This window comes from Bradyrhizobium sp. AZCC 2262 (assembly GCF_036924535.1).
Lineage (GTDB): Bacteria > Pseudomonadota > Alphaproteobacteria > Rhizobiales > Xanthobacteraceae > Bradyrhizobium.
In genome coordinates this window covers 1,706,690-1,732,415 of the sequence record NZ_JAZHRT010000001.1, presented here as the reverse complement: position 1 = coordinate 1,732,415, position 25,726 = coordinate 1,706,690, and the positions used below count along the sequence as shown (strand labels likewise).

At 61.9% G+C, this 25,726-nt stretch carries 24 protein-coding genes and 1 pseudogene; 10 read left to right on the top strand and 15 right to left on the bottom strand.

Going from position 1 to position 25,726, the window contains the following annotated elements; all coding sequences use genetic code 11:
* Window positions 1-14: 14 nt before the first annotated feature.
* The 3 genes from pflA to V1283_RS08165 are packed head-to-tail and all read left to right on the top strand — an operon-like array spanning window position 15 to window position 3,378.
* A complete protein-coding gene (gene pflA / locus V1283_RS08175; RefSeq protein WP_334385922.1) occupies window positions 15-842 on the top strand; it encodes a pyruvate formate-lyase-activating protein in 828 nt (275 codons plus the stop codon).
* Window positions 843-872: 30 nt separating this feature from the next.
* Window positions 873-2,471 (top strand): aspartate:alanine exchanger family transporter, encoded by a 1,599-nt coding sequence (locus tag V1283_RS08170; RefSeq protein WP_334385920.1) that lies wholly within the window; start codon window positions 873-875, stop codon window positions 2,469-2,471.
* 25 nt (window positions 2,472-2,496) lie between these two features.
* Window positions 2,497-3,378 carry a formate/nitrite transporter family protein gene (locus tag V1283_RS08165; RefSeq protein ID WP_334385919.1) on the top strand — a complete coding sequence of 294 codons (882 nt, stop codon included), beginning with the start codon at window positions 2,497-2,499 and terminating at the stop codon, window positions 3,376-3,378.
* Window positions 3,379-3,440: 62 nt separating this feature from the next.
* Here V1283_RS08165 and V1283_RS08160 read toward each other — a convergent pair whose 3' ends face one another.
* Together V1283_RS08160 and V1283_RS08155 are read right to left on the bottom strand one after the other, a co-directional pair.
* Window positions 3,441-5,669 carry a DUF3141 domain-containing protein gene (locus V1283_RS08160; RefSeq protein ID WP_334385918.1) on the bottom strand — a complete coding sequence of 743 codons (2,229 nt, stop codon included), beginning with the start codon at window positions 5,667-5,669 and terminating at the stop codon, window positions 3,441-3,443.
* 77 nt (window positions 5,670-5,746) lie between these two features.
* Entirely contained in the window at window positions 5,747-6,829 is a 1,083-nt protein-coding gene (locus V1283_RS08155; protein ID WP_334385917.1) for an AI-2E family transporter, read from the bottom strand.
* Between the two features lie 157 nt (window positions 6,830-6,986).
* On the opposite strand from V1283_RS08155, the gene V1283_RS08150 reads away from it, so the two are divergent.
* Window positions 6,987-7,508 carry a GNAT family N-acetyltransferase gene (locus V1283_RS08150; protein ID WP_334385916.1) on the top strand — a complete coding sequence of 174 codons (522 nt, stop codon included), beginning with the start codon at window positions 6,987-6,989 and terminating at the stop codon, window positions 7,506-7,508.
* Window positions 7,509-7,604: 96 nt separating this feature from the next.
* Here V1283_RS08150 and V1283_RS08145 read toward each other — a convergent pair whose 3' ends face one another.
* Together V1283_RS08145 and V1283_RS08140 are read right to left on the bottom strand one after the other, a co-directional pair.
* A complete protein-coding gene (locus V1283_RS08145; protein WP_334385915.1) occupies window positions 7,605-7,880 on the bottom strand; it encodes a hypothetical protein in 276 nt (91 codons plus the stop codon).
* A gap of 294 nt (window positions 7,881-8,174) precedes the next feature.
* Entirely contained in the window at window positions 8,175-8,660 is a 486-nt protein-coding gene (locus V1283_RS08140) for a hypothetical protein (protein ID WP_334385914.1), read from the bottom strand.
* Between the two features lie 296 nt (window positions 8,661-8,956).
* Here V1283_RS08140 and V1283_RS08135 point away from each other — a divergent pair, with 296 nt between their 5' ends.
* Window positions 8,957-9,577, top strand: a complete 621-nt coding sequence (locus V1283_RS08135) for a TetR/AcrR family transcriptional regulator (protein ID WP_334385913.1) — start codon at window positions 8,957-8,959, stop codon at window positions 9,575-9,577.
* A 28-nt stretch (window positions 9,578-9,605) separates the two neighbouring features.
* Window positions 9,606-10,136, top strand: a complete 531-nt coding sequence (gene fabA / locus V1283_RS08130) for a bifunctional 3-hydroxydecanoyl-ACP dehydratase/trans-2-decenoyl-ACP isomerase (protein ID WP_334385911.1) — start codon at window positions 9,606-9,608, stop codon at window positions 10,134-10,136.
* A gap of 552 nt (window positions 10,137-10,688) precedes the next feature.
* Here the strand turns inward: fabA and V1283_RS08125 are convergent.
* From V1283_RS08125 to V1283_RS08110, 4 genes are all read right to left on the bottom strand, one after another.
* Complete coding sequence (locus V1283_RS08125; protein WP_334385910.1) at window positions 10,689-11,021, bottom strand: hypothetical protein; 333 nt, start codon at window positions 11,019-11,021, stop codon at window positions 10,689-10,691.
* Between the two features lie 329 nt (window positions 11,022-11,350).
* Complete coding sequence (locus tag V1283_RS08120; RefSeq protein ID WP_334385909.1) at window positions 11,351-13,249, bottom strand: putative bifunctional diguanylate cyclase/phosphodiesterase; 1,899 nt, start codon at window positions 13,247-13,249, stop codon at window positions 11,351-11,353.
* A gap of 186 nt (window positions 13,250-13,435) precedes the next feature.
* Complete coding sequence (locus V1283_RS08115; protein WP_334385908.1) at window positions 13,436-14,437, bottom strand: alpha/beta hydrolase; 1,002 nt, start codon at window positions 14,435-14,437, stop codon at window positions 13,436-13,438.
* Between the two features lie 502 nt (window positions 14,438-14,939).
* Window positions 14,940-16,106 (bottom strand): cupin domain-containing protein, encoded by a 1,167-nt coding sequence (locus V1283_RS08110; protein WP_334385907.1) that lies wholly within the window; start codon window positions 16,104-16,106, stop codon window positions 14,940-14,942.
* A 329-nt stretch (window positions 16,107-16,435) separates the two neighbouring features.
* Here V1283_RS08110 and V1283_RS08105 point away from each other — a divergent pair, with 329 nt between their 5' ends.
* Window positions 16,436-16,816: a hypothetical protein gene (locus tag V1283_RS08105; RefSeq protein ID WP_334385906.1), complete on the top strand. Its 381-nt coding sequence runs from the start codon at window positions 16,436-16,438 to the stop codon at window positions 16,814-16,816.
* Window positions 16,817-16,831: 15 nt separating this feature from the next.
* Here the strand turns inward: V1283_RS08105 and V1283_RS08100 are convergent, their stop codons facing one another.
* Window positions 16,832-17,293, bottom strand: a complete 462-nt coding sequence (locus V1283_RS08100; protein ID WP_334385905.1) for a hypothetical protein — start codon at window positions 17,291-17,293, stop codon at window positions 16,832-16,834.
* Window positions 17,294-17,435: 142 nt separating this feature from the next.
* Complete coding sequence (locus tag V1283_RS08095; protein ID WP_334385904.1) at window positions 17,436-18,017, bottom strand: hypothetical protein; 582 nt, start codon at window positions 18,015-18,017, stop codon at window positions 17,436-17,438.
* A 276-nt stretch (window positions 18,018-18,293) separates the two neighbouring features.
* Between V1283_RS08095 and V1283_RS08090 the strand changes: the two genes are divergently transcribed.
* Entirely contained in the window at window positions 18,294-18,677 is a 384-nt protein-coding gene (locus V1283_RS08090; RefSeq protein WP_334385903.1) for a VOC family protein, read from the top strand.
* 38 nt (window positions 18,678-18,715) lie between these two features.
* Here the strand turns inward: V1283_RS08090 and V1283_RS08085 are convergent, their stop codons facing one another.
* A complete protein-coding gene (locus tag V1283_RS08085; RefSeq protein ID WP_334392990.1) occupies window positions 18,716-19,165 on the bottom strand; it encodes a hypothetical protein in 450 nt (149 codons plus the stop codon).
* Between the two features lie 236 nt (window positions 19,166-19,401).
* Here V1283_RS08085 and V1283_RS08080 point away from each other — a divergent pair, with 236 nt between their 5' ends.
* Entirely contained in the window at window positions 19,402-19,752 is a 351-nt protein-coding gene (locus tag V1283_RS08080) for a GrlR family regulatory protein (protein ID WP_334385901.1), read from the top strand.
* 39 nt (window positions 19,753-19,791) lie between these two features.
* On the opposite strand, the gene V1283_RS08075 is transcribed toward V1283_RS08080, so the two are convergent.
* Window positions 19,792-22,473 carry a PAS domain S-box protein gene (locus V1283_RS08075; RefSeq protein WP_334385900.1) on the bottom strand — a complete coding sequence of 894 codons (2,682 nt, stop codon included), beginning with the start codon at window positions 22,471-22,473 and terminating at the stop codon, window positions 19,792-19,794.
* Window positions 22,474-22,601: 128 nt separating this feature from the next.
* On the bottom strand, window positions 22,602-23,369 hold the full coding sequence (locus V1283_RS08070) for an AraC family transcriptional regulator (RefSeq protein WP_334385899.1): 768 nt from the start codon (window positions 23,367-23,369) through the stop codon (window positions 22,602-22,604).
* A gap of 83 nt (window positions 23,370-23,452) precedes the next feature.
* Between V1283_RS08070 and V1283_RS08065 the strand changes: the two genes are divergently transcribed.
* A complete protein-coding gene (locus tag V1283_RS08065) occupies window positions 23,453-23,875 on the top strand; it encodes a nuclear transport factor 2 family protein (protein WP_334385898.1) in 423 nt (140 codons plus the stop codon).
* A 7-nt stretch (window positions 23,876-23,882) separates the two neighbouring features.
* On the opposite strand, the gene V1283_RS08060 is transcribed toward V1283_RS08065, so the two are convergent.
* A complete protein-coding gene (locus tag V1283_RS08060) occupies window positions 23,883-24,806 on the bottom strand; it encodes a DMT family transporter (protein WP_334385896.1) in 924 nt (307 codons plus the stop codon).
* A gap of 94 nt (window positions 24,807-24,900) precedes the next feature.
* Window positions 24,901-25,724 (bottom strand): annotated as a pseudogene (locus tag V1283_RS08055) (NUDIX hydrolase).
* Window positions 25,725-25,726 lie beyond the last annotated feature (2 nt).

Sequence of the window (25,726 nt, the reverse complement as noted above, 5' to 3'; positions counted from 1 at the left end):
TTTCGAGGCCCACGATGTCGACGGTGCAGACGCTTGAACCCGGAAGTCGTCATGACCTCCGGGTGGGGATTTCGCCCGACGCGCCAGACGAAAGCCAGCTCAAGGATGAGCAGGGCGCGTTCGGATATTGCCACTCCTACGAAACCTCGTCCCGATATGACGGGCCGGGCCTGCGCGTCGTCCTCTTCGTCTCCGGCTGCCTGCTGCGCTGCACATACTGCCATAATCCAGATACCTGGCATCTGAAGGACGGGACATACGTCTCAGCCGATCAAGTGCTCCGTCGCCTGGGCGATTTCGCGCCTGTACTTCTTCCGCTTGGTGGGGGACTCACGATTTCCGGCGGCGAGCCGATGGTGCAGCTTGCGTTCACCCGGCGGATATTCGCCGGTGCAAAGGAATTGGATTTGCATACCGCCATTCAGACCTCGGGGTTTCTGGGGGATCGTGCCGACGAAAGCTACCTTTCGAACGTCGATCTCGTGTTGCTCGACATCAAGAGTTCGGATCCCGACACCTATCGTCGGGTGACAGGCCGCGACCTCGCGCCAACGCTGCGTTTCGCGGAACGACTTGCTTCGCTGTCCAAGCCGGTCTGGGTCCGCTTCACCCTCGTCCCCGGCGAGAGCGATGACCCCGCCAATGTCGACGGCATCGCTCATTTTGTCGCGCCGATGAAGAACGTCGAGTGGGTCGAGGTGCAGCCGTTCCACCAGATGGGTTCCTTCAAGTGGAAGGCGATGGGGCTCGACTACAAGCTTCTCGATACTCCGACGGCCGGCCGGGAGCTGGTGGATAGGGTGATCGGGCAATTCCGCGCGGCAGGCTGCCGGGTGCGCTAACCGACAACAGGACTCCGGGAGAAAACAAACATGTTGGACCTTGCTCGCGAGATCATCGGAAGCCAGCCGATACTGACGGCATTTCTCGCGATCGGATTGGGCTACCTGGTCGGTCAGATCAGTATCGGGGGATTTTCTCTCGGCGTCGGCGCCGTTCTTTTCGTGGGCCTTGCCATCGGTGCGTTCGCACCCAAAGCCCAGATCACCGGGCCAATCGGGCTGACGGGACTGATCATGTTCCTGTATGGGATCGGGATCCTCTACGGCAGGCAGTTCTTCGAAGGCATGGTCGGTGCCGGCCAGAAGTACAATCTGCTGGCGCTTGTCGGATGCCTGGCCGGCTTGCTCGTTGCGCTAGGGCTTGGGCACATTTTCGGTATCAAGGTCGGACATACGCTCGGCATCTATGCGGGATCAATGACGAGCACCGCTACTCTCCAGGCTGCGCTCGACGTTATGAAGAACAAGGATCCGTCGATCGGCTATTCCATTGCCTACCCCTTCGGGGTCATCGGTCCGATCCTGTGCATTTACTTCATGACCCAGATCGTAAAGCCGAAATTTCCGGCCAAGGCGCAGCGGTTCCACATGGGCGAAATTTCGATCGGCGAAAGGCATGCCGGAAAGCGACTCGACGAATTGACGACGGCGCTCAGCGGGGTGCGGGTCACGATGGTCAGAAAGGGCGGACACAACATCGTTCCTGCGGCCGATACCGCCTTGACCGCCGGAGATGCCATTCTCGTGGTCGCGGAGGAGAATGAAGCAATTGCCAAGGCGGCCGCCACGCTTGGAAAACTGGAGCCCGGCCGCCTGGCCAGCGACCGTGCCGATCTCGATTACATCAGAGTCTTTGTCGGCAAGGCCGGCGTGGTCGGAATACCTCTTGCCAATCTTCCCATGCCGACCGGCTATCCAACCCATTTATTGCATGTCCGTCGTTATGATGCGGACCTCGTGCCGGCGCCGGACCTGATGCTGGAATTCGGCGACCGGGTCGGGGTGCTGACGCCTCCGGACCGCAAGGAGGAGATTCGGCGCCACTTCGGCGATACGGTGAAGGCGGCGGCCGAATTCAGCTACGTCTCGCTCGGGGTCGGAATGGTCCTCGGTGTCTTGCTTGGGCTTATTCCGATTCCGATTCCCGGTATCGGCGTGGTGACGCTCGGCATCGGAGGGGGACCGCTGATCGTCGCTCTCATCCTTGGCAAATTGCGGCGCACCGGCCCCATGCTCTGGACCATGCCGTTACCGGCGAACATCGTCTTGCGAAACTTCGGACTGGCGATGTTTCTTGCAACGGTTGGCGTCAACGCAGGGCAGCCCTTTGTTCGAACCGTCGCAGAATCCGGGCTTACGATGCTCTTTATCGGGATGGCGGTCCTGCTGACGACGGTCGCCATCGTCTTGCTGGTAGGCCACTACGTTCTAAAAATTCCGTACGACGATCTCGTGGGCGTGACCTCCGGCGCGACAGGAAATCCGGCGATTCTCGTCTATTCGACCAAGATGGCACCCACCGAACGGCCCGACATCGGCTACGCCATGATCTTTCCTTCCATGACGCTGGTGAAGGTGATCGCAGCGCAGATCGTGGGGCTCCTCATGGTTGGCGGCAGCGGCGGCTAGGTGACCGGGGCACAGGAGACACGGCATGGCTGATCAGGCATCCCCGCCGCAACCGCCTATCTTCAGTTTGAATGCCTACAGCCCCGCCGAGATCAAGGAGGCTGTCGAGAAGGTCGGCGTCAAGAAGACCAACCTTCCCTTTCTGGCCTCGTTGATGCTGGCGGTGATCGCAGGGGGCAGCATTGGATTGGGTGCGCTCTACTATACCATCATCGTCAGCGACCCGGGGCTGAGCTTCGCTGCGGCGCGTGTCATGGGCGGACTGGCATTTTCACTCGGACTGGTCATCGTTCTGGTTGGCGGAGCCGAGCTGTTCACGGGAAACAATCTGATCGTGATGGCCTGGGCGAGCGGGAATGTGACGACCAGGCAGATGCTGCGCAACTGGGTCGTCGTCTATTTCGGTAACCTGATCGGCGCGGTCGGACTTGTGGTTCTGGTCTTCCTTTCGCATCATCTCGACATGAACGGAGGCCGCGTCGGCCTGTCGATCCTGAATACGGCCGCCGCGAAGATCCAACCCGACGCTGTGACGTTATTCTTCAAGGGAGTTTTGTGTAACCTGCTCGTTTGCCTGGCGGTGTGGCTTGCGTATGCCGGCCGGTCGGTTACCGACAAGGTTGTTGCGCTCGTATTTCCGGTCTCCGCCTTCATAGCCGCCGGCTTTGAGCACTGCGTCGCCAACATGTATTTCCTGCCTTTGGCCTGGTTGATGACGCAGACAGGCGATGTTCCTGCTGATTTCGACGCGTCGGCCATCACGATGACGGGCATCATTCACAATCTTGTGCCGGTCACGCTCGGCAATATCGTAGGTGGTGCCGGCCTCGTCGGCGCAATGTATTGGACTATCTATCGGACCGCCTTCGGCAAGAGCTATGCTAACCAGGGCAAGGCAGGATCATGAGCAGCCGCCAAAGCGGCGATACAACGCGTTCGACCATGTCGCTCGGGGCTTTCCAACCAGCGTTACGATGCCTTCGCCTTGGGATCGAAAGGAGCGACGTTCGAAACCTTATCCGAAATTTCGTTCGGATCGACGCCGAACAGCTCGGCAATACGCTTGAGACGCCTGGCGACTTCGCCCGAGATTGCGGCGCTCGCGGACAGCACTTCGCGAATCGCAGTGAATGCTGCGTGGCGTTCACTTGCATTATCCGGTAATAGCTTCGGTATCGCAGCCAGTGCTCCTTCCTGATCCAGCAGAAGCATGAAGAATTGCTCGCGCACCAGCATCTTGAACTCGGCCAGCGTCAATCGCGTACCGGTGTCCTTGCGGCGAACGTTGCGCAACGCTTCAAGGCTGCGCTCGTCTGCCGTTCCCCTCGCCGACCCGACATAGAGCAGGCCGCGAATGGCCGCTTCGCGAACGCCGCCGTCGCCAATCCTGGATTTCAGCTCGGCGATCCGCTTTTGGAGCATTTCACGGTGCGCGGCAGACATCTCCCGCCGGCGCGATGGGACCGATTGCGGATCGATTCCGACGGCCGCCTGCAACGCAGGCGAACCGTAGACCGCAAGGAAGGTTGCCTCGCTGAGCGCCTCCTGCGAATCCCGCCAACCGTCCAACGCGTTGACGATCTGCTTGGAGATCTGTTCCTGAAACGCCAGGAAGGGATTGTCCGTCGAGGCCTGCTTGCGATCCTCGCTCACCTGCTCCGCCAGCGACTTCACCATAGCCATGAACGGATTCCGGCTGCTGAAAGCTTCATATTGAAGTCGCAACGGATGCAGGTTGCGCATCGTCTCCGCCACCTGAGGCTTCACCATGCGCTTGATCCAGGGCTGGAGGTACTTCTGGTAGGCCGCGAGATTGATTTCCGATACGCGCTTGGCGGCGGCAAACCGCCGCTCATCCTCGGGCGAATTACCACCCATGGCACGGATGTCGTCAAGCGTCCGCGCCTCGCAGCGCATCACCCACTGGCCGACGACGAGATCAGAACTCGCCGTCTCCTCGTCCTTGGCTTCGAACGTCGCTTCATAGAGCCCCGGCGGCAGCACGTCGATCAGATCGATATTGCTGGAGAATTCCGCGTGCTCCTTCTTGGCGACGCCGCCGGACACGAAAATGCCGAGATGGCCGATGCTTTTGTGGACCGTGTAGACGATCGTCTGCCCATAGGCCCTGATCTCATCGACGTCGGCATAGCAATCGAGGATCCAGTCCAGCGCTTGTTGCGGCGGGGTGACATTGTCGCCCTCGGAGCAGAACACCACGATCGGTGACCTGATGTTGCGCAAGTCCACCTTCTGGCCGTCGGACATCTCGATCTTGCCGGCGGCGAGATTGTTCCCGACGAAGAGTTCATCGACGATGAACTGGATTTCCTCGGCATTCAGATTGACGTGCCCACCCCACCAGCGCTCGAACTCGAGGTATCGGTCGGCCTCGGTATCGACCTTTGAGTAGACGTTGTACTGCTTGGTCCACAGCGTATTCGAAGGATTCTGGCTCTCGAAATTCTGCACGAGCCAGGCGCCGTCGAACTTGCCGGCTCCGAGATCGCTCGTCAGCGCCGTCAGCCAGCTTCCTCCCAGCAGGCCGCCCGAATAGCGCATCGGGTATTTGCCGTGCACGCCAGCCCAATAGGCAAGCGGCGCACCTGCGACGATAACGGGTCCGAACAGTTCCGGCCGCAGCGACGCAAGGATCATGATGGCCCAACCCGCCTGGCAGTTTCCGATCACGCAAGGCTTGCCGTCGGCCTCCGGATGGCGGCTGATGACTTTCTCGATGAACGCCGCTTCGGCCCGCGCGATACGCTCGATCGTTTGTCCTGGCATCGGCTCCGGCAGGAAGCCGATGAAATAGCAGGAATGGCCCGCCTTCATTGCGACGCCGATTTCGCTGTCCGCCTTGAACCCCCCGATTCCCGGACCATGGCCGGCACGCGGATCGACCACGATGAACGGTCGCCGGTTCAGATCAATTTCGACGTCTTTCGGCGGAATGATGCGCACCAGCGCATAATTTACCGGCTCATCCAGGTTGCGGCCGTCGATGATCAACTCGGCGGCATATTGCAGGACATGCGGCGCCGTTTGCGCGACGTGTTCCCGGTACTGATCGCCCCGCTGACGCAACACGTCCAGGAACAGGACACTGCGCTGGCTCGCGTCCATCATGTACTCTACGGCCGAAGCAACAAGTCCTGACATGGGACCGCCCGGCGGCGTTGTATTGTTCATCGACATGACTAGACCTCGCTATCTTGCGGTTCATTCAAGGAGCCCCGCAGCCTCGAACGTTGATTTAGGTCAACGTTCGACCGTCAGCCGGGCAACGACTCCGCCTTGGCGCGATCAGCGCGTATCCAGGCCACCGTCAACTCCCAGGCGAGGGAGAGAATGATCGGCCCGATAAAGAGACCGACAATTCCATGCGCGAGCGTTCCTCCGATCACCCCGATGAAGATCACGAGTGTCGGGGTCGTCAGGCCGCGTCCCATGACGAGCGGCTTCAAGATGTTGTCGAGTACGCCGACAAAGACCAGGAACAGCGTCAACAGGAGCGCGGTCGTGAAATCCTTGTCTGTCCAGATCCAGATGATCACGGGAAACAGGACGATTGCCGCGCCGATCTGCACGATTGTCAGGATCATGACCGCAAAGGCCAACAGGCCGGCGCTGGGAACTCCCGCCAACTTGAAGCCGATACCGGCCAGCAAGGACTGAACGATTGCGACGCCGATGACACCCTGGGATACCGCGCGGATAGTCGCGCCCCCCAACTCCAGGAAATGTTCGCTCTGCTCGGGCACAACGCGATAGAGAAAGCCCCTGCCCGCGGCCACAAGCTGCGAGCCGTAGGGAAAGAGAAACCCGGCCAGCGCCACAGACAGGAGAAACTTGAGCGTGCCCACGCCGGCATTGCCCGCAAGACCCAGCAAAACGCCCGCCAGCGGCTTCAGATAAGGAGCCACCTCGCGCAAGGCCGCTCGAATGTTGCTGGATGCCTGACTCCAGTGCTCGTAAAGCTGCGGACCGATCAGCGGCCAATTCTTGACGCCCTCCGGCGGAGATGGAACCATCAGGCTACCGGCACTCAAATTTCCGGCGAACTCCTTCACCCCGTCCAAGGCACTCAAGCCAAGCCAGGTCGCCGGCCCGATGACGATCGCGAGATTGATGAGGGTGAGAATTGCCGCCGCGAGCCTCGAGCGACCACCGAGAAGTCGGGAGAGGAAATCAAAGACGGGATAGAGCGCGACGGCGAGTACGATACTCCAGGCCAGGATCGGCACAAAGGGGCGGATCAGAACGAACGTCCAATAGATCAGAAAAGCAAGCAATCCGAGCCGGATCGCAAGCTGGATGACGTCGTCTCCGGGCAAATACTGGCGAAGGGTTTTCAAGGAGGCGCCTTCATCTGAGAGCGGGCATGCTGTCATCAAATTACCGGCCGCTCACGCGCAATAGTCTTGATCCAGATCAAGCGACCGCAGGCCGGGACGGGCCTCATCTGACAACCCGATCGATCCCGCGGCCCTTGTTGCCGACCCGTGAGGTCCAATGTCCGAGGCTATCGACTACACTGCACGCGAGCTTCTCAGCGACGGCAGCCAGATCGAAATCCGCGCGCTCCGGCGGGAGGATGAGGCTGACATGCTCGCTGCGGTCGGAAAGACCAGCGCACAATCGCTGCAGCGCCGTTTCTTCGTCATGAAGCGTCACTTCTCGGACAAGGAGCGCACCTTCTTCCTGGACGTCGATTTCAAAAATCATGTCGCGATCGTCGCGCTTGCAGATGAGGCCGGCCGCAAGGTTATCGTCGGCGGCGGCCGGTACATTGTTTTCGAGCCAGGGCGGGCCGAGATGGCATTTGTCGTCATCGATACATGGCAGGGCCGCGGCGTCGGCTCGATCCTGATGCGTCATCTCGTCAAGATCGCAAGCGATACCGGATTGAACGAGCTGACGGCAGAGGTTTTGCCTGAAAACGCCGCGATGATAAAAGTATTCAGAAAATTCGGCTTCAGCCCCGCCCCACGCCGAGATCCCCAGACACTCCATCTGGTACGGAAGCTCCCATAGAAACCACTTTCAGCGTAGCGCCCCCGTACGCGTTCGGAATGGAGATATCCCGGGAGATATAACGCTTGGCTCCGCCTCCGGCAGCCCGGTTCGGGCCTACCTCAATCCAAAAGGCGAGCGCCGGTAGCCGCTATTCCGAGCCTCATTCCTGCATACGAAGCTGCCGGTATACCCCGAAGCGTAGCGCCTCTGACCTTTCAGGTAATAGCGCCCTGTTCCAAAATCGAGCCAGACGATTGTGTCCCCCGGACAATGGCGTTGCGCCTGGGACTCATAGCGGAACGGTGTGAGGCTTTGCGCCATCGCGCTGTGCGACGCACACGAAATAACGGCCAAAAACGTAGCGGAACAGCCGTAGAACTTTATCCGCATTTGGTGCCTGCTTCGTCAAACCCAAGACTGCTACACTGAGACTGGTACACCGCAGCACCATTATCCCGATATTGAGCACACCATGCCGTTCAGCACGCGTGTCTGGGGCGACGACTCAACACCGGCCCATCAACGTGGTGCCGGAGTCCAACGGAGTATGTCGGATTTCCTTTAGCAGAGGCTCCTCGGAATCATTGGGCCGTCCGATAACCTGCGGCTCCTCGCCCGCCTGGCGATCACAGCGGGCATCGGGCGTAAAACAAATCACCGCACGCATATTCCTGTTGATCTAGATCAACGGACGCCTGCGCCGGATCTGAAGCACTGCAAGCAAGCTTCGCGATCGGCTGAGATGGTTTCATGCCGTCGCGTCCGTTCTGTTGGTCGCCGGCGCCCCTGCGAGGTTGCCAAGAGGCTGAACGCGTTTCGCTTGGATATGAGGTTGCCATGGCCGAAACACCCAAACTCTCTGTCGAAAAAGCGCTGGAAAAACTGCGTAAGGCCGATGCGCCGAAATCCAGGAACGCGCAGCGCACTGAGGACATGGATGCCCTTGATGACGAGATAAAGCGCATGAGAGCGCAAAGACTTCGCCTGGACCGCCACCAACGACGTTCGACCAAGAGTGATTGAAATCATCATTGATTTCCGCTGGTGGTCCGGTCGTGCTCCCGCCCGAAACAAGCGATGCTGCACCAAAGGCAAGGAGCACGCCATGATGGAAGCGCTCGAGAATTCGAACGCCTTGTCGGCGTCCATATCGGCAAGAATTCGTTCCATTTCGTCTGGCCTCACTGAGCGGGCGAGGTTCGAACTCCTGTCCCCAGATCCGCAGCAAAAATTCTAGACCGCGATTTCCGCCGGTCGTTCTGGATGGATCTGCGCTGTACGCAGCCGGACCTTTATCGCTCGCCTCAGCGTTCCCAGGAAAAGCCAGATCCGTCCCGGCGGCAACGCACCGGGAAAATCCCCGCCTGGAGCGACCGCAGCGACACGTCACGGTCTTCCCAACTCCTGGCTTGAATCGCAGCTCAAGAGTCTATATTGAACTGAATTCAATTCAACGGCTAAACCAGATGACCGCAACGATCGCGACACGAGAGAGATTGGTCCAAGCGGCCCAGAAGGAGCTGGTCCAGAGCCATGGGCATCTGGAAATGCAGGCCGTCGCGAAACGGGCGCAGGTTTCGGTCGGGCTCGCCTATCACCACTTTGGATCGAAGGCGGGCCTGATCGCCGCCGTTGTCGAGGCGTTCTACAGCCGCCTCGATGAAGAGGTTTTCAACGACGCGGGGCGGCCTTCGAAAAGCTGGGCGCACAGAGAAAGACGGCGAATAGCCTCCTATATCGCCTTCCATTACGACCACCCCTTTGCTCCCCTTGTCATCGGAGCGTTGAGCCGCGCGCCCGAGGTCCTCGATGTCGAGACAGCTTTTACCAACCGACAGCTCGCCGGTGGCGCATGCATGCTCGAGGCGGCGCAGCGTGACGGCATCGTTCCCGATCACGTCGATCCACATCTCACCATTGCGTTGATGATCGGCGGAATTCGCCAGGCCCTTATCGCTGCCCTGATGAGCGAACAACGACCCGATCCGGAGAAACTCACAGATGAAATTTGGGCCTTCATGGCCGGAGCCCTGCGCCTGACGGCTGGCTCCGGCATCGAAAAAACCGGTCGCGACAAAGTCGCCTGACGCTCCGCAAACGCCGAAGGAGTTTGTCTTGTCGAACCCAAGAGACTTTCACGCTCCGCAATCGTCCTACACCAGGGAAGATCTGCTCAAATCGAGCGAAGGCGGCTATTTCGGCCCGGGCAATGCCCAGCTGCCGGCACCGCCCATGCTGATGATAGACCGTATCACCGAGATCAGCCTGAACGGCGGAGAATTCGGCAAGGGCCACGTCATCGCCGAGCTGGATATCGCGCCGGGCCTCTGGTTTTTCGACTGTCACTTTCTCGGCGATCCGGTAATGCCGGGATGTCTGGGTCTGGACGCCATGTGGCAAATCGTCGGCTATTGGCTCGGCTGGTCGGGCTCACCGGGCAAGGGCCGCGCCGTCGGTGTCGGCGAGGTCAAGTTCCGGGGAGACATCAAGCCAGACATCAAGCGCGTGCGCTACGAGGTCAGTATGCGCCAGGTAAGGCGCGGCAAACTGGCTGTTGGAATTGCTGATGGCAGCGTGTTTGCTGACGACGCATGCGTATATTTCGCCAAGGATATGAGAGTCGGAATGATAGCGTCCGCGGTCTAAGATGCGGTCCGAGGAGACTGTGGCCTTTTCATCGGCCGCAGCCCATCACGCCCCTCACAGCCGAGCGCCGCAAAGAACAAGCGGGCATACCGATCAGGAACAAATCCAGATGATCGCAACCGCAATCGGGACACCCAAACCAAGCGCGCCGAAAATCGCCGGGACGAATTCGGAAAGCAGACTTGCTTCGTGCCGTACGCCAGGTGACGACATGACGTTACTCCTTGGAGCCCCGCGAGCCTCGGCCCGCCCCCAAGATGAACAATCAATCGCGCCTTCGGACCAAAGCCCGTGGCGACTCTCTATAGAGGGCAATGCTGGGGCGTTATGGTTAACAAGTGGTTAATCAGCACAAAGAGAGGCTTGCAGACCGCGCCCTGAAGACGCGCCGCTTGATCGTTAGTCACGTGCCAGCGGTGCACACGCCGCTTCGGCCAAAGTTCCGGAGGAGCGCCTCGCCGGCATCGTCAGCCGCTCCTCCGTCGCGCCCCGGCCGCCATCAAGGAATGGCGCCCACTCGGCGCCACTCCCTTTCAGCGGCGTACGCGCCGATCAGAACGAGCAGCCATACGCCGTGAGCGAGGCCTTCGTCGCATCCAGTGTCTGCTTGCAGGTCGCTTCCATGGTCGCCTTCGCCGACGGATTCTTTGCCATGTCGACCCAGGCCTTGCGCGTCTGGTCGATCTGCGTCTTGTACATCGCGCGCTGTGCCTCGGGAACCTTGGAGACGACGCAGGCGTCGTATTTGGTCAGGAAGTCGTCACAGGCGACGATACCCGTGCTCTGCGCGTGAGCCGTGGTGACGCCCGCGAGCAAGGCTATGCCCGCCGTGAGTGACAGCACCTGTCGGCGGTTCGCCGCGGCTTTCGATGTTGCTTGACGCATGACTCTCATTCCTCTGTATCAACTGAATAAATCGGATCGCCGGCAAGCGCCCGGCGTCGCCCCCCTATCTCCAAGACCTATCCGCAAAGCGTCGCGCGCCGACAACCGGTCGGCGTTGCGGACGTTGAGCAGTTCAAGCGTTGAGCAATTCGAGGCGAGACCGGGCACCACCGTGCCGGCAACGAATAAGTGTTCCGTCAATTTGGCGACATTATGGGTGACGGCATGGTGACATTGCGGCGGCCGATCGATCGGTGACAGGCCGTTGCCGTGCGATTGCGTTGCACTGAAACGGCAACGAAGCTGCGACGTCAGGCGTTGATCGAATCTCATCCGGCCGCGGCGGCCATTCGCGGATCGTCGGATATGCGGAAGTTGGCGATGAAGGTTTCGACCTCGCTCTGCGGCATCGGCCTGGCAAAGAAATATCCCTGCATCGTCGAGCAACCAAGACGGCCGATGATCTCGACCTGCTCTGCCGTTTCCACACCTTCGACCACACAGTCGAATTTCAGGTTGCGGCACAGGTCAATCACCGTCTTGACGATGTTGCGGGCGTTCTCCTGCGTCGCGATATTGCGGATGAAGCCGCGGTCGATCTTGATCTTGTCCAGCGACAATTGATGGACATAGCTCAGGCTGGACTGCCCCGATCCGAAGTCGTCCAGCGCTACCTTCAATCCCATCGATCGCAAAATCCTGAGCGAATCCTGCACCCGCTCGTAATCCTGCATCAGCGCCGTCTCGGTGACCTCGATAATGATGCGGCGGGGATCGATGCCGCTGCTTTCGATGAGCGCCACGATCTGCAGGATGGTGACTTGCGAGATCAGGTCGTGCATCGACAGATTGAAGGACAGGAAGATATCTTCCGGCCAGGAGTGGGCCGCGGCCAACGCCTTACGCAGCAGGACCTGCGTGATCGTCCCGATCAGTTCGGTGCGCTCCGCGACAGAGATGAAGACGTCAGGAGCGACATCGCCGAGCTCGGGATTACGCCATCGCGCGAGCGCTTCGAAGCCGACCAGCCGCGCCGTCCCGACATTGACGATCGGCTGAAAATGCAGCGACAGTTCCGCGTCGAGATCGATCCTCCGCAACGTATGTTCAATGGTGCTGAGCTTGCGGATTTCGACTTCGTGCTCCCTGGAGAAGATCACCGGCTGGCCGCGGTATCTCGCCTTGGCATGATAGAGCGCGTAGTCGGCGCGCTCATAGAGCAGCTCCGCCGTCGTGCCGGCGTCCGGCGCCAGTGCAAATCCCACCGAGCCGCCGATCTTGGCGACGATCCCCGCGACCGAAAACGGCGCGTCGAAGACGGAGCAGACTTTTGCGCCGACCGCAAGAACGGCCTCGGGATCGAGGTCCGCATCGACGATGATTCCAAACTCGTCACCGCCGAGACGCGCGATGAATTGCGTGTCATCGGAAAGCTCCAGGAGGCGCCGACCGGATTCCTGCAACACCCGGTCGCCGACCCCGTGTCCGTAGAGATCGTTCACCGCCTTGAAGCCGTCGAGATCGAGCACGCCGACGACGAATCTGTGGCCTTCCGTTCCCGCGCGCTCCGCGAGGACCGACAGCCGGTGGAAGAACTGGCGCCGGTTGGGCAGATCGGTGAGGCTGTCGACATTGGCAAGACGGAAGTTCTCGTTGCTGAGACGCCTGGTCTCTATTTGACCATTGACCATGGCGGCGAACTGCCCGGAACAGATGATCAGGATGTAGGTCATCGCGATCGTGACCAGGAACAGGTTCAATCCGATGGCGATATGAACCACGTCACCGCTTGCAAGCAGAAAAATAACGAACGGTGCGATCACGGTACCGGTCAGGATCAGCGCCGCCGGGCGCACATGCATCAGGCAGAAGATGCAGCTGACGACCGTGATGCCGACGAAAAACAGGATATGGCCGTAGCGGGAGATGTCGCCGTACGGAAACAGGCTAAGCGCCCACGCCAGGAAAGCAAATCCCAGCGCGCCACCCAGCGCCACCGTCGCCCGCAGGGTGCGGGCCGCTGCCTTCGGCTCGACCACGTGGTCGCGGCGTCGCGGCCAGATCAGGCAACGGATCGCGCAAGCCCCGACCAGAAAGCCGGGAAACACAACGGTCAGGCTTGTCGGCGCGATGCCAAGATGGGTAAACGCCAACGCAATCGAATTCACGCTCAGGATAAAATAGAGCAACGGGACCTGCCGCGAAAACGCCGCGAGCTGCGCGCCCATCAATTCGTGATTCTCGGCATCGATCCGAAATCACTTCGCGATATCGTTCATGAAGCAACCACAAGGATCCAATCTCCTTGACGGTGCCGCAAAACCCTTAAAATCGATGCCCTGCCGGCTTCAGGTCGCTACGCGGCTGGTTAACTGCCGGCTAACGCGCCGAAAACAGCTTCTCAAGCGGTCGTTTTACGCGGCTGAGGTATCGATTGAACGGCGTATCACCCGCCGCACTTCCGCATTGGACAGGAACAAATCGTGGTTGATGATGCCCCAACCGGCTTCGGACGCATCGATGACGCGCACCCCGAGCTGCTCGATGGCGGCCTTCTCGGCGGCGCCGACCCGTGTCATCCCGCCAGCCAATCGTCCCGACAGCGCCAGCGCGCGGTCGTTCGTCGCGGCGACGACGGTGATCTTGCGGCCGAGCGGACCGATGCGGACAACCGCCGACGAGAACACGTCCATGTCGATATCGGGTGAGGCAAATACCACGGCCCCGATCTTGTCCGTAATGGTGTCACCATTTCGCGCATAGAGCTGGCGCAGGCTTTCGAGCGTCAGCATGGTGCCCATGCTGTGTGCGACGATGTGTACGCGGCCGACGCCGGGAGTCGTGATGACGGATTGCAGCACGCGTTCGAAGCCGTCGCGCGACCACATTGCGCTGTCACGGTCATAGGCGTAGTCGAACAGTCCCGCCTTGGACGGCCAAGAGAAAACCATCGTCTGGCCGCGGAATTTGATGCCGTCGGCGAGGTGCGCGGCATCGAGCGCTGCCGTCTCGAATGTCTGCTTGAAACCGTGCACGTAGACCAGGACGTCGCCTCCGCCGCCCTGCGTCAGAAGGTCGCTGACCTCTCCCGACACCGGCTCGACCGCATCGAGACGCCAATCGCCAAGACCGGCTGCGGCGAGCGAGAAACGGCTCTCGTCGGGTGCCACCAGTTTCGCCCGCGCGACGGTCATTCTTGTAGCGCGCTCCGGCCCGAACCAGGGTTTCGTCCGCCCGCCATTCACCGGCTTGCGCGTGGTTGCGACGAGCACCGTCGGCTCCGCCGAGAGCGACGCAGCGTCGTAGCGCGCGCCGGTCGCGCCCAGATTGGCGCATCCGCCGAGCGCGAGCACACTGGCTGAGGACACCATCCCGCGCAGCAACGCGCGGCGGGATGTAAAAGTCTCGTTTTGCATCAAATGTCGGACGATCACATGGGACCTTTGGGAACACGGCCTTCACAGAGCGCGCGCGGCAGGTCTCCTGAACTAGGATGGCGAGAAAAGGGCGGACGATGACAATCGGTTGTTCCGGTTCCTCGCGATTCCGTGATCCGCGGGCGACACAACGAAACCATTTCGATCCGCCGCGAAATCCTCTGGAAACAAATGCCCCCTAGCCTGCTGCCTGATCAAACGACGGGGTTAGATCATGTTGGTATCGGTCCTGAACCTCATCTATCGCGGATTTCTCAAGCGTGCCCTTCTCGGCATTGCAACACAGGGAGGAAGGCTATGACCGAGGTCGTGACGGCATTCCTCATCTTCGTCAGCATCGGCGTATTCCTGGCGCACGCCTTTGACGCCTATCGTTTGCGCTAGACCTGACCTCGCAGCACGCTGATGCGATTGCTCTGCGAGGCCGGTTGACGTTTTCGTGCACGCTCAGCCTTGTGCACGCTCGGCGGCAACCGCTTCATCAACGATTCTTTCCGGCGATGCACACGTCCCGATCCGGGAATTTTCCGAACAGTTCCGCCGGCTGGCCGAAATTGGTGGCGAGCACGTCCTTGGGATTTGCCGCGATCCATTGTGACAAGTCGATGGTCTCGTAGATGCCCGCATTGAATCCGATCAGGATGCGCGCAGGCCCGCTGCCGACATTCTCGATCGAGTGTCCATAGCCTTGCGGGATGTAGCCGACATCGCCCTTTTGCAATCGCTCGACCCGGTAACGGCCGTGAGAGCCGAATAAGGTGACGCTCACCTCGCCATCGACGACGTACTGCCACTCGTCGGCGTTGGGATGCCAGTGCAGCGTCCGCAGCGCGCCGGGATCGAGATCGAGCACGACGCCGGTGATCGTCTTCGCAATCGGGAAACGGCTGGAATCGACGCGCCATTCCCGGCCGCCCTGATAGGTCGCATGCGGCGGCTGCGCCAGCAGGCGGTATTTGTGCGTCTCCGTCGGCAGCTTCCAGCCCTGCAGCGGCACCGAGGGTTCGGCAGGCGGCGGTTTGCCGCGCGCGAAATACACTTCCTCCTTCGGGAATGTTGTGAACGCCGTTTCGGGCAGGCCGAAATTCTTCGCCAGCAGCGCCGGCGGCGTATGCCCGACCCAGTCGGTGATGCTGAAGGTGCCGAATTCGGAGAAGTAACCGTTGTCGAAGATCAGGATGAAGTGACAGGGCTTGTCGCCGAGGCATTGCAGCATGTGACCGTGGCCGCGCGGGAAGTACCAGACGTCGCCCGGGTCGAAATCGTTGGTCTCGGCAAGACCGCGTGGGTCGACGACGGTGGTGCGGACGCGGCCCTCGAGAACCAACGCCCATTCGGCCGCGGTGGCGTGCCAGTGCAGTTCGCGCATCGCGCCGGGCTCAAGCCGCATCGAAACGCCGGCGATCCCCTTGGAGATCGGCAGTTGCGCAACCGTCGCCTCCTTGCCGTAGCTGTTGCCGATGACCTTGCCGTCCGACTTCTCCAGCGCGAATTTGAAGGTCGGCAGATCCTTGCCCGCGAGCGTTGGGTCCGGGACATTGTTCATGAAACTCGGATCGCCACCGGCGGCCGGCGTCGCCGAGCCCAGCGCTGCCAGCGAGACAATGCCTGCGGCAGCCAGAAACGCCCGGCGTTGCGGATCGGACATGGTGCTCTCCCCTTGCGGGCCAGCAAAATGCTCAGGGGCGGCCCACGCGACCGCCGATGGAGTGCCCGCAAGACCACAAGTTGGCGATGGGGTGTGCCGATCACAAGCCGGATCGCCCGGGGGCAACGAGACGTCGAGCAAGACCAGGCCAGCGTCCTCCGGGCCGCCGCGAGCCCAATTGAAAGGCCGTTAAATCAACAGGTTAGACAGAGGCTCGGGGATGGTGCTAGAGAACGCAGGGCGGGCAGCGGGATTTCGATTCCGAGGATCGGGAGTTCTGGTCTCTCCAGGCGCGCTCGTTCGGCTTATGGCAATTCGGAAATTTCGACATGAGAAAGATCATCCTGACGCTGGCGATCCTGTATCCGGCGGCGGCGCTGGCTCAGGGGACGAGTGCCCCGGCCGACCCCGCCAATCCTCCGACCATCGGCGGCAAACCGCTGGTTGTGGTCGGGTCTAAGAAGACTGCGGCGGCCAAGAAAGAAAAAGAGAAGCCCTTGTCGCCCGCCCAGAAGTTGCAGGCCTGCCAGGACATCGACGATGCGACCAAGGAGCGCCTGAATTGCTACGACGCCATCTATGCGCCGCAGCCCAAGCCAAAGGCTCCGGCAGCCAAGGGCGTCAACGACTGCCGCTTCATCAAGGAGGAAGATGACCGGCTGACCTGCTACAACGGTTTTGCGGACAAGATTCCGAAACCGCCGCGCTAAATCAGGCGGCGTGCTTTACCAGGTCCATCTCGGACCGCCGAAGAAGCCGAATTGCGACTGCTGCGCCACCCGCATTTGAGGCTGTTGCCCGAACTGCATCGGCGGCGCCGGACGGCTCTTGGCGACCTTGCGCTTACGCTGAACCTGCGGCTCGGATTTCTTCGCCTCCGGCGGCACGAACTGGGCAAACGTGTCCCGCACGCGGGCTTGGGCAGTGGCGTCGGCCGAGGCCACGGCAGGCGCCGGCGGCGCGACGGCCTGGGCCGTCACGGTCGGCGGAACAATGGTCGGAAGGCTGGTGTCGTAGACCACCCGCTCCGGCGGCTTCTGGTCAGAGCGAATGCGTACAACGGTCTTATCGACCGAAGGACCGGCCTGGCTGGCCACGACGGCCTGTTCTGGAACGAACGCATTGATCGCCAACAACAGCGCGACAAGCACCCCGCCGACAAACAGGAAATAACGCGCTACGGGCATTGAACTCGCTCCCCCCGCGCGGGTTGTGCGCGGTTCAATCGCCTAACGGGCGATACACCAGTTAGTTCCTGCCCCACCGGCAAGGTTCAAAGGCGCCGATCACGTTTTCGGGTACGGGGAACGCGCGTTTGGCCGCGCAGGGTTAAATTCGGCTGGCTGTCACCAGGGAACATTTCGCCTTATTTGCGTTGACGTTGACGAAGCCGACCAGCATGCCCGCATACCGCTTCCGGCTCTTCATGTTCACAGTATCGGGAATGAGGCGCCTGCGGTCGGTCAGATGGCTGCCGTCGCGGCGGATGAAGGTACAGGCGATCTCGATATCCTTCACCGCGTAGTCATTGGCGTTGCGAAGCGTGAACGTTACCAGCGCTTTTGAGCCGAGCCCGCCCCTTCGCCACGACTGCGAGATAATTTTCAGGCCATCGAGCGGCGACCTGGCGGCCTCCACTGTTTCCGGCGGCGCGACGTCGAGAGGCACGGCCGCCGGGTTGGCATCGGTCGGCGCCGGGCTCGACAGGGTTGCCTGGGTCCCGGCCGTGTCGTCGTTGCGGGATGTATCCTGCGTGACGCGGGTGACTTCAGTCGCCGTCGCGGTGGAGCGGCCTTCGGCATCGCTTGCTTGCGGGAGCATCAGCCATATGGCGCAGCCAGCAATGGCGATGGCCGGCAGCACGGCGAGCCGTGCCTCGGACTTTCCGAACGACCACCCGGCGATTCTCATAGCCGCGCCCTCACCCGGCAGCTCCGGCGATTGCCGTGCTGCGCATGAAAAAAGCCCTACGGGCGTTTTCCCGTACGGCTTCTGTCACGACCGCCGCTGTACGGATCCCGCCGCTTGTCAACAATCACCCAAGGCAGAAATGGTTGCATACCACCCCGACAATATTGCGGCGGCGGCGCGACCGCGATGGAATTGCGGATGCGCGGCGGCTACATTTGGCCGCGCCGTGACCGGCCTTGAGCGCCGCAACAACAATCAACAATGGAGAGACCGAAGATGCCGAACGTTATCTGGGACCATGTCCATTTGCGCAGTCCCGATCCCGAGGCGACCGCTGCATGGCTGGAAAACGTTCTCGGAGGCGAGATCATCCGTGGTCCCGGGCGGATCGACGTCAAACTCGGCGGCGCCAATGTGTTCATCGCGCCCGTCACCGCCGGCGACGGCGTCAACACCCCACCGGTGACGCCCTATCAGGGTCTCGACCATTTCGGCCTGACCGTGAAAGACATCGACGCGGTCGCCGCCGAGATCAAGGCCAAGGGCGTCGAGTTCACGAAGGAGCCGACCACCATCCGGCCCGGTGTTCGCATCTGCTTCATCCGCGGGCCGCAGGGCATTTCGGTCGAGCTGCTCGAGCGCGACAAGAAATATGCGTGACGCTCCGACGATGCGAGCGCGCACAAAACGGCGACGCGCTACGTCATGCTGCCCGGTATGAAGCAGCGGATGCTCAATCCTTGATAGCCGCGGATCGGCCAGACCATGGTCCGACCTACCCGGTTCGGCTCGGTGATGACGGCATCTTCGGGAACGTCATACCAATCGCCGTCGATACGAACGCGGTAGTGCCCGTCTTTCGTTTCCCAATCCACGTCGCTGACGGCGCTGCCGTCCGCGTCGGAACAACACGGCCCCTTCCCGCTCCTTAGACTGTCGAACCATTGCTTCAGCGGTGAGTTGGCATAGCGCCCGTCGGGATCGCGGGCCTCGCCGCGATCGGCGGCGAGCGGCAACATCAGCAACACGCTGCCGATCACCATTCGCGTTTTCCAGCGAACCGCGCGATGGCGGCCCAAAGTTTCACGGTTGCTGTTCTCGATGTATGGGCGCGGCGCGTGGCCGCCGGAATTCTTCCAGTTGGTCACCTGTTTCTCTTGCTCCAGCACCCGCCGGCCGGTGCCAAACCAAACTATGCATTTCACGGGCCAACTTGATTCGGCACACCGCAAGTCGTCCTCGCGTCACGTCGGAGTGGTACGGTTTGCGTTTGCTTCCTGTACGGGAATTGGCGGCCAACCTGACGCGTTGACGGTGCATGCCACGCTTTGGCATAATTCCTTGACCGGCTTCCTTGGGCGCGGCGGCTGGCCACTGGGACGTCATGAACAACGGGCTCTATTCGATTCACGTCACCCTGCTGGATGGGCGCATCGGCAAGGGCAGCGGCGTCATTCTGTTCCGGGACGGCCAGATTCTCGGTGGCGACGCCTATCTGTTTTATACCGGCAGCTACACCGTGAAGGGCGACACCTTCAAAGGCGAGGTCCTGGTGCAGCGTCACACCACCCCGCGCGACAATGACAATCCGCTGTTCGGTGGCCCCAATCCAGTCGGCATCGGCGTATCCGGAACCTTCACCGACACCCGCGGCAGCATGAATGGAACCGCGCTCGTCGGCAAAGCCAGCCAGATCTTCGGCGCCACGCTGCACAAGCTGGCGGATATCAATTAGCGCAACGGTCAACACACGCCTGCAGACGTCCCGCGTCGCCTACTCCGCCGCCTGCTCCAGCGGTGCTGTGCGCGGCAGGATCATCTGGATGCGCGTGCCGCCGCCCGGCTGGGAATCGAGATCAAGCCGGCCGCCAAGCCGCGTCGTCACGATGCTGTAGACGATGTGCAGGCCGAGCCCGGTGCCGCCCTGGTCGCGCCGCGTGGTGAAGAACGGATCGAACGCGCGGCGGCGGACGTCGAGACTCATGCCGCATCCATTATCGGAAAAGATGATCTCGACATTGTCCTTGCCGGACTCCCGCACCTGGATATCGACCGTACCGGGCTTGCCGTCCGGGAAGGCATGCGCCACCGAATTGAGGAACAGGTTGGTGAGCACCTGTCCGTAGGGCCCGGGATAGCTGTTCATCATCAGATTGGGCTGGCACTCGACATTGAGCGTCAGATTGTGTTTGCGCAGGCCGGGCCGCAGGCTCATCACCACCTGCTCGGTGAGATCGCCGAGGTCGAAGGAGCGCTGGTCGGAATAGTTGCGGTCGGCGGCGACCTGCTTGAAGGACTGGATCAGCTCGGCGGCGCGGTTGAGGTTGGCGACCAGTTGCGACGACGCATCGCGGCTGGTCTCGAGGAAATCGTTCAGGCTGGAGCGCCGCAGTTCGCCGCGGACAACCTCGGCCGTAAAGTTCGACGTCTTGCGCTCCAGAGCGGAGGCGACCGTCAGGCTGATGCCGACGGGGTTGTTGACCTCGTGGGCGACGCCGGCCACCAGCCGTCCCAACGCAGCAAGTTTTTCTGCCTCGATCAGCGAGTTCTGCGTCTCGCGCAGGTTCCGCAACGCCCCCTCCGCCGCATCCTTGGCCTTGCGCATCTCGAATTCGACGCGCTTGCGCTCACCGATGTCGAGCGCAACGGTCACGATGTTCTCAATCTCGCCGGAGGCATCCAGAATCGGCAGCTTGTTGACCAGCCATTGCCGCATCTGGCCGGATGCATCCTTGTATTCCTCCTCGTAGAAGCCGAGTTCCTTGCCAACCGCCAGCACCCGCTTGTCGGGCTCACTGGTCTTTTCGGCGCCGTAGCGCGACATCAGCTCGGCGGTGGTGCGGCCGATCGCGTACCCCGGCTCGACCCCGAAAATGCCCGCCATATAGCGGTTCATCAGGACGTAGCGGAGCTCCTTGTCCTTGACGTTGATGACCGCAGGCACGGTATCGATCACCATTTGCAGCAGGCGGCGGCCTTCGGCGATCGCATCCTCGGCGCGCTTCTGGTCGGTGATGTCGCGCACCGTTCCCTCGTAGCGGACGAGGACGCCGGCCTCGTTGTGCACGGCGCTCGCGCTGTCGGAGAGCCACAGCACCGTGTCGTTGCGCGTTCGAACCTGGTACTCATACTCACGGATCATGCCGTCGCGCTGCATCAGCCGCTCGTATTCCGCCCGCGCCTCGGGATGGACATAGACCGTGCTTGCGATGTCGCCGATTCCGTTGATCAGATCCTGCGGCGTGGAATAGCCCATCATCCGCGCCAGCGCCGGGTTGGCGTTGAGCAGCGAACCGCCGGGCGTCGTGACGTAGATTCCGTCGACCGAGGACTCGAACAGCTTACGGTAACTTTCCTCGGCAAGCCGCTGTTCGGCAAGCGCCCGCACCGCCGCCTCGCGCGCGGCATCGGCATCGACCAGCGTCTGCCGGAACACCTCGGCCGCGCGGGCAATGTCGCCGATCTCGTTGTCGACATCCGTCGCCGGGATCGAGGTGCTCTTTTCACCACCCGCCACCGCGCGGATTGAGTTTGCGATCGCGGCGAGCGGCCGCACGGTGCGGCGAACCACCAGCAGCGAGGCAAAAAGCCCGATCAGAACGCCCGCTGTTCCCAGCACGATGCTCTGCCACTTCGCTTCCGAGAGCGTCCGCGCAAAATCGCGGGCGAGGACCCGGCCCCGCCTCTCGCTGACTTCGCGCAACAATTCCGTGACGCGCTGGATCAGGCGGCCCTCCGCACTCAGCACTTCCTTGTCGATGTCGGAGATCTGCCGTTCCCGGATCGAGATGCCGATGATGGCTTCGGCATAGGCATTGACCGCGGCATGCAGCTTCGGATCCGCGATCGTCATCGAGCGCATGTTTTGCGCGGCCTGTTCGGCAGCCGACGGGTTGTGCGCCAGCAACGCCGAGGCGATCCGGCTCTGGGTCTGAGACAGGGTCGACGCGGTTTGGGGATCGGCCGCCTCGGCAACCGCAGTATCGAATTTTTCGCGCAATGGCGGCAACACGACGATCATTTCGGCCCGGCGGTTGATCAGCGCGGAAATCCGCTCGATGCCGCTGCGATAGGTCGCCAGGCGCTCGGTGACGCCGTCGATCATGTCCTGCTGTTCGGGCGCGAGCTCCAGCCGCGTCTTCTTCAGGACGTCGCCGAGCGCGGTCGCGGCCTCTCCGACCTGGAGCGATTGGCTGCCGGGATCCGTGACGAAATCCCGCGCGGCAAGCCGCAATTCGTTCATGCGGTGGTCGATGTCCTCGGCCAGATCGCGGACGCTCTGCAGCCGCTGAAGCTCGGCAAAGGTCGAATCGATGTGGCGGATGGCGATGACGCTGGCGGTCGACGTGATGATGATCACCGCCAGCACCAGCATGAAGCTGCCGAATGTCAGTTGGCCGATCGAAAGCGAGAACGATCGCTGCGGCGGCGAATTCGGCGGCGTTTCAGCGGTCATGTTGGTCGGGGCCGGCTCCTGTCGGGCGCAATATACGATGTATTTCGGGCCGTGGGGAACATGCGGTCCGGTGGTTAATGGCGGTAAATAGGCCGGATTCCACGGGGCCGAACGGACCCGCGGCCGATTCAAACCTGGACCGCTCCCGGCCTCAGCGCCCTCGCCAAATCCGACGGCATCATGCCGAACATGTCGCGAAATGCGCTGGAGAAATGTGACGAACTGGCAAAGCCGGCGGCATGGGCCGCTTCCGTCAGGGAGGCGCCATCGCCGCTGGCGCGAACCGCCGCGCCCATCCGGTTCCAGATGCGGTAACGCCGCAACGGCACCCCGGTCTCCGCCTTGAACAGATGGAGAAACCGCGACGGCGACAGGCCAGCCCGCGCCGCCAGGGTCGTCAGCCGGTGGGCCAGCTGTGGTTCGTCCCGCATATGCCGCAGTGCTGCGGCGATGCGCGCGCTGGCTTTCCCGCGCGTCCCCACACCCAGCAATTCTCCGAGCGATGCACGTCCATCCTGCGGCGCGATCCGGCTTTCGGCCAGGCCGGTCATGATTTCAATCACCCTGGACTCTTCCCTGAGGTCGAAGGCGGCCCGCGGCGTTGTGTTCGTCATCCGCGCGATCAACGCCTCGAGGTCGCGCCCCAACGGATCGACATAGAGGAATGCCATCCGGCTCCGTTCGATGCGCAAATGGTGCAGGCTGTTGGGCAGGATCAGCACGCTGCGGGCTGCGCGATAATCCGTCGTGCGATCCACCGGATCGTCAGCGACTTCCAGCTCATCATCGAGGCCGACGGCAAGGACGGCGGTCGCATTCCGGTGCGGCGTCAGCCCGAAGGCCGGGCCCAGATACAGCACCCGAGCGCCCCACCCGATCAGTTTCGCTGCCGCCATTGCGTGCATAGCCAGTTCTTGAAAGCCCGGATTGTCAGGCGGATCTAACCTCAGGAATGCAACGATCCCTGGGATTGACAATGATGGCAAATAACCGGTCCGAAATCGAGCACCAGGCCGCGATTGAGCGTACGCGATTAGCCGTTGGCCGCTACGCGAGCGCTTGGCTCGCGGGCGATCGTTCAGCACTTGCCGCCTGCTATCATGACGACTTCACACTGCATTATTTCGGCCGCAACCCGCTGGCGGGCGACCACGCCGGCAAGGCCGCCGCGCTCGGCGTCCTGGCCGAAGTCACGCGTCGCACCAATCGCCGGCTGCTCGCCATCGTCGACGTCATGGCCGGGCCTGAGCGCGGTGCGCTGCTGGTCCGCGAGCGCTTCGAGCGCGACGGAAAGACGGCCGAGGTCGAGCGCTTGCTGGTGTACGCCGTGCACGACGGACTGCTTTCCGAATGCTGGGTCTACGACCAGGACCAGGCGCAAGTCGATGCCTTTCTGGCGTAAAACCCGTTCAGACAGCCTCCCCGATCGGTTTCGCCTTTCGCGGTGGAATCGTCATCGCGGCGACACCGACGACGACACAGGCAAGGCCGATCCAGGCGGACGAACTCAACTGCTCGCCGAGAAAAATCACGCCGACCGCGACGCCGATCGGCACCCGCAGATAGGCCTGCGCGGTGGCGCCGATCGATCCCAGCGTCTGGATCAGGCGGAAATAGATCACGAAGGCGAGCGCGGTCGAGAACACCGCGAGCGCTGTCAGCGCCAGCAACGAATTTACCGAAGGCGCCAGCGTCCACGGCCGCTCCATCACCAGGCTCGCCGGGATCAGGATCGCCGCGCCGCAGAGCAGCGATCCCGCCGCCGGCGCCATCGGATCGAGATCCTTGAAGCTGCGGCCGAAGATCGCCGCGCCCGCGTAGCAGGTGGCGGCGAGCAGCATGACGATCTGCGCGGCCAGTTGCTCGCCCAGGCCCGCCAGCGCCTGCATGCCGACGATCAGGCAGATGCCCGCCATGCCCGAGACGACGCCGACCAGCTTGCGTGACGTCACCGCCTCGTGGCGCGTGACTGCGACCGTCAGGATGAACGTGAATATCGGCGCAGTCGAATTGAGGATGGTGGCAACGCCGGCGTCCAGCGCCTGCGTGCCCCAGGCCACCAGGGTCCACGGAATGACGCTGTTGAGGCAGGCCTGGAACAGGAAGCGGCGCCAATTCGCGGCATCCGCCGGCAATTTCATCCCGCGCCAGTGCATGATCACAACGAGCAGCAACCCGGCGATCAGGGTGCGCCCCGCAATCAGCGTCACCGGCGGGATCGTCGCCACTGCGACTTTCAGGAACGTGTAGGACGCGCCCCACAGCGTCGCGAGCGCCAGCAGCAGCGCCAGTTCGCTCGCGATCCCCTGATGTTTCGGTTGCAGCTCGTCCATGTCCGTGACCCCGGTCTTGTCTATGTCAGGACCGGACATTACAGGCTGCGGGCACTGCGATACTTCGCCATCCACCGAAGTGTCGATGCAATCTTCAGCCGACCGAACCGACCTCGAACACGTCGCCGTCGTAACCGGCTTCAAGGGGAATGCGAAGCTGGCGGCCGCCATTGTTCCGGGTCATGACCGGCGTCACGGTGACGACGGATTTGCCTCTGGAGTCGTCGAGCGCCGCCTTCACGCTTGGTTGCTTGCCGAGCTTTATCAGGTTGCGCGTGGTGGGGAACGGCAGCTTGAAGCGCCCGGTCTCGCCGCCTTCGAGCGCCTCGCGCGGCGACACCCAGATCGAGTCGGTGGATTCCTTGCCGTCATGGGCGCCGACCTGTTCCGGCGGCGCGGCGGCAAGAAAGAACCAGGTGTCGAACCGTTTTGGCATGCCCTCCGGCGTGATCCAGTGCGCATAGGGCACGAGTTCGTCGAGCGCCAGCACCATGCCGTTATCGGCCAGCACCTTGAGGAAGCTGATCTTGCTGTCGCAAAGGTCAGCGCGATGCGCCGTCTCGATTTCGCTGGCGCGCCTGGCATCGACCAGCGCCTTCGAGCCTTTTTCGGCCGCGCCAAAAGGATACCGCTTTCCTCGAAGGTTTCGCGGATCGCAGCGATGCGGAAGCTCAGCGTGGCCTCGTCCAACCCCTCGCCGCCCGAGTAAAGCTCTGGCGTCGCGATGATCTCCTTGTCGCCCTTGTCGACACTGCCGCCGGGAAACACCAGCGCGCCGGAGTTGAAGTCGATCTCATAATGGCGAACCATCATGAAGACTTCGATCTCTTCGCGGCTCTTGCCGTCGGCCTTGGCGCCTGCGCTGTCGCGCAGCAGCAGGATGGTGGATGCGGGACGCGGGGCAACGGTCTCGGCCATTG

What these genes read in the sequence shown, in the direction of transcription:
- pflA (WP_334385922.1), top strand. Translation starts at nt 15, where the DNA reads ATGTCGACGGTGCAGACGCTTGAACCCGGAAGTCGTCATGACCTCCGG.
- V1283_RS08170 (WP_334385920.1), top strand. Translation starts at nt 873, where the DNA reads ATGTTGGACCTTGCTCGCGAGATCATCGGAAGCCAGCCGATACTGACG.
- V1283_RS08165 (WP_334385919.1), top strand. Translation starts at nt 2,497, where the DNA reads ATGGCTGATCAGGCATCCCCGCCGCAACCGCCTATCTTCAGTTTGAAT.
- V1283_RS08160 (WP_334385918.1), bottom strand. Translation starts at nt 5,669, where the DNA reads ATGTCGATGAACAATACAACGCCGCCGGGCGGTCCCATGTCAGGACTT.
- V1283_RS08150 (WP_334385916.1), top strand. Translation starts at nt 6,987, where the DNA reads ATGTCCGAGGCTATCGACTACACTGCACGCGAGCTTCTCAGCGACGGC.
- V1283_RS08145 (WP_334385915.1), bottom strand. Translation starts at nt 7,880, where the DNA reads ATGCGGATAAAGTTCTACGGCTGTTCCGCTACGTTTTTGGCCGTTATT.
- V1283_RS08140 (WP_334385914.1), bottom strand. Translation starts at nt 8,660, where the DNA reads ATGGAACGAATTCTTGCCGATATGGACGCCGACAAGGCGTTCGAATTC.
- V1283_RS08135 (WP_334385913.1), top strand. Translation starts at nt 8,957, where the DNA reads ATGACCGCAACGATCGCGACACGAGAGAGATTGGTCCAAGCGGCCCAG.
- V1283_RS08125 (WP_334385910.1), bottom strand. Translation starts at nt 11,021, where the DNA reads ATGCGTCAAGCAACATCGAAAGCCGCGGCGAACCGCCGACAGGTGCTG.
- V1283_RS08120 (WP_334385909.1), bottom strand. Translation starts at nt 13,249, where the DNA reads ATGGGCGCGCAGCTCGCGGCGTTTTCGCGGCAGGTCCCGTTGCTCTAT.
- V1283_RS08115 (WP_334385908.1), bottom strand. Translation starts at nt 14,437, where the DNA reads ATGCAAAACGAGACTTTTACATCCCGCCGCGCGTTGCTGCGCGGGATG.
- V1283_RS08110 (WP_334385907.1), bottom strand. Translation starts at nt 16,106, where the DNA reads ATGTCCGATCCGCAACGCCGGGCGTTTCTGGCTGCCGCAGGCATTGTC.
- V1283_RS08105 (WP_334385906.1), top strand. Translation starts at nt 16,436, where the DNA reads ATGAGAAAGATCATCCTGACGCTGGCGATCCTGTATCCGGCGGCGGCG.
- V1283_RS08100 (WP_334385905.1), bottom strand. Translation starts at nt 17,293, where the DNA reads ATGCCCGTAGCGCGTTATTTCCTGTTTGTCGGCGGGGTGCTTGTCGCG.
- V1283_RS08095 (WP_334385904.1), bottom strand. Translation starts at nt 18,017, where the DNA reads ATGAGAATCGCCGGGTGGTCGTTCGGAAAGTCCGAGGCACGGCTCGCC.
- V1283_RS08090 (WP_334385903.1), top strand. Translation starts at nt 18,294, where the DNA reads ATGCCGAACGTTATCTGGGACCATGTCCATTTGCGCAGTCCCGATCCC.
- V1283_RS08080 (WP_334385901.1), top strand. Translation starts at nt 19,402, where the DNA reads ATGAACAACGGGCTCTATTCGATTCACGTCACCCTGCTGGATGGGCGC.
- V1283_RS08075 (WP_334385900.1), bottom strand. Translation starts at nt 22,473, where the DNA reads ATGACCGCTGAAACGCCGCCGAATTCGCCGCCGCAGCGATCGTTCTCG.
- V1283_RS08070 (WP_334385899.1), bottom strand. Translation starts at nt 23,369, where the DNA reads ATGGCGGCAGCGAAACTGATCGGGTGGGGCGCTCGGGTGCTGTATCTG.
- V1283_RS08065 (WP_334385898.1), top strand. Translation starts at nt 23,453, where the DNA reads ATGGCAAATAACCGGTCCGAAATCGAGCACCAGGCCGCGATTGAGCGT.
- V1283_RS08060 (WP_334385896.1), bottom strand. Translation starts at nt 24,806, where the DNA reads ATGGACGAGCTGCAACCGAAACATCAGGGGATCGCGAGCGAACTGGCG.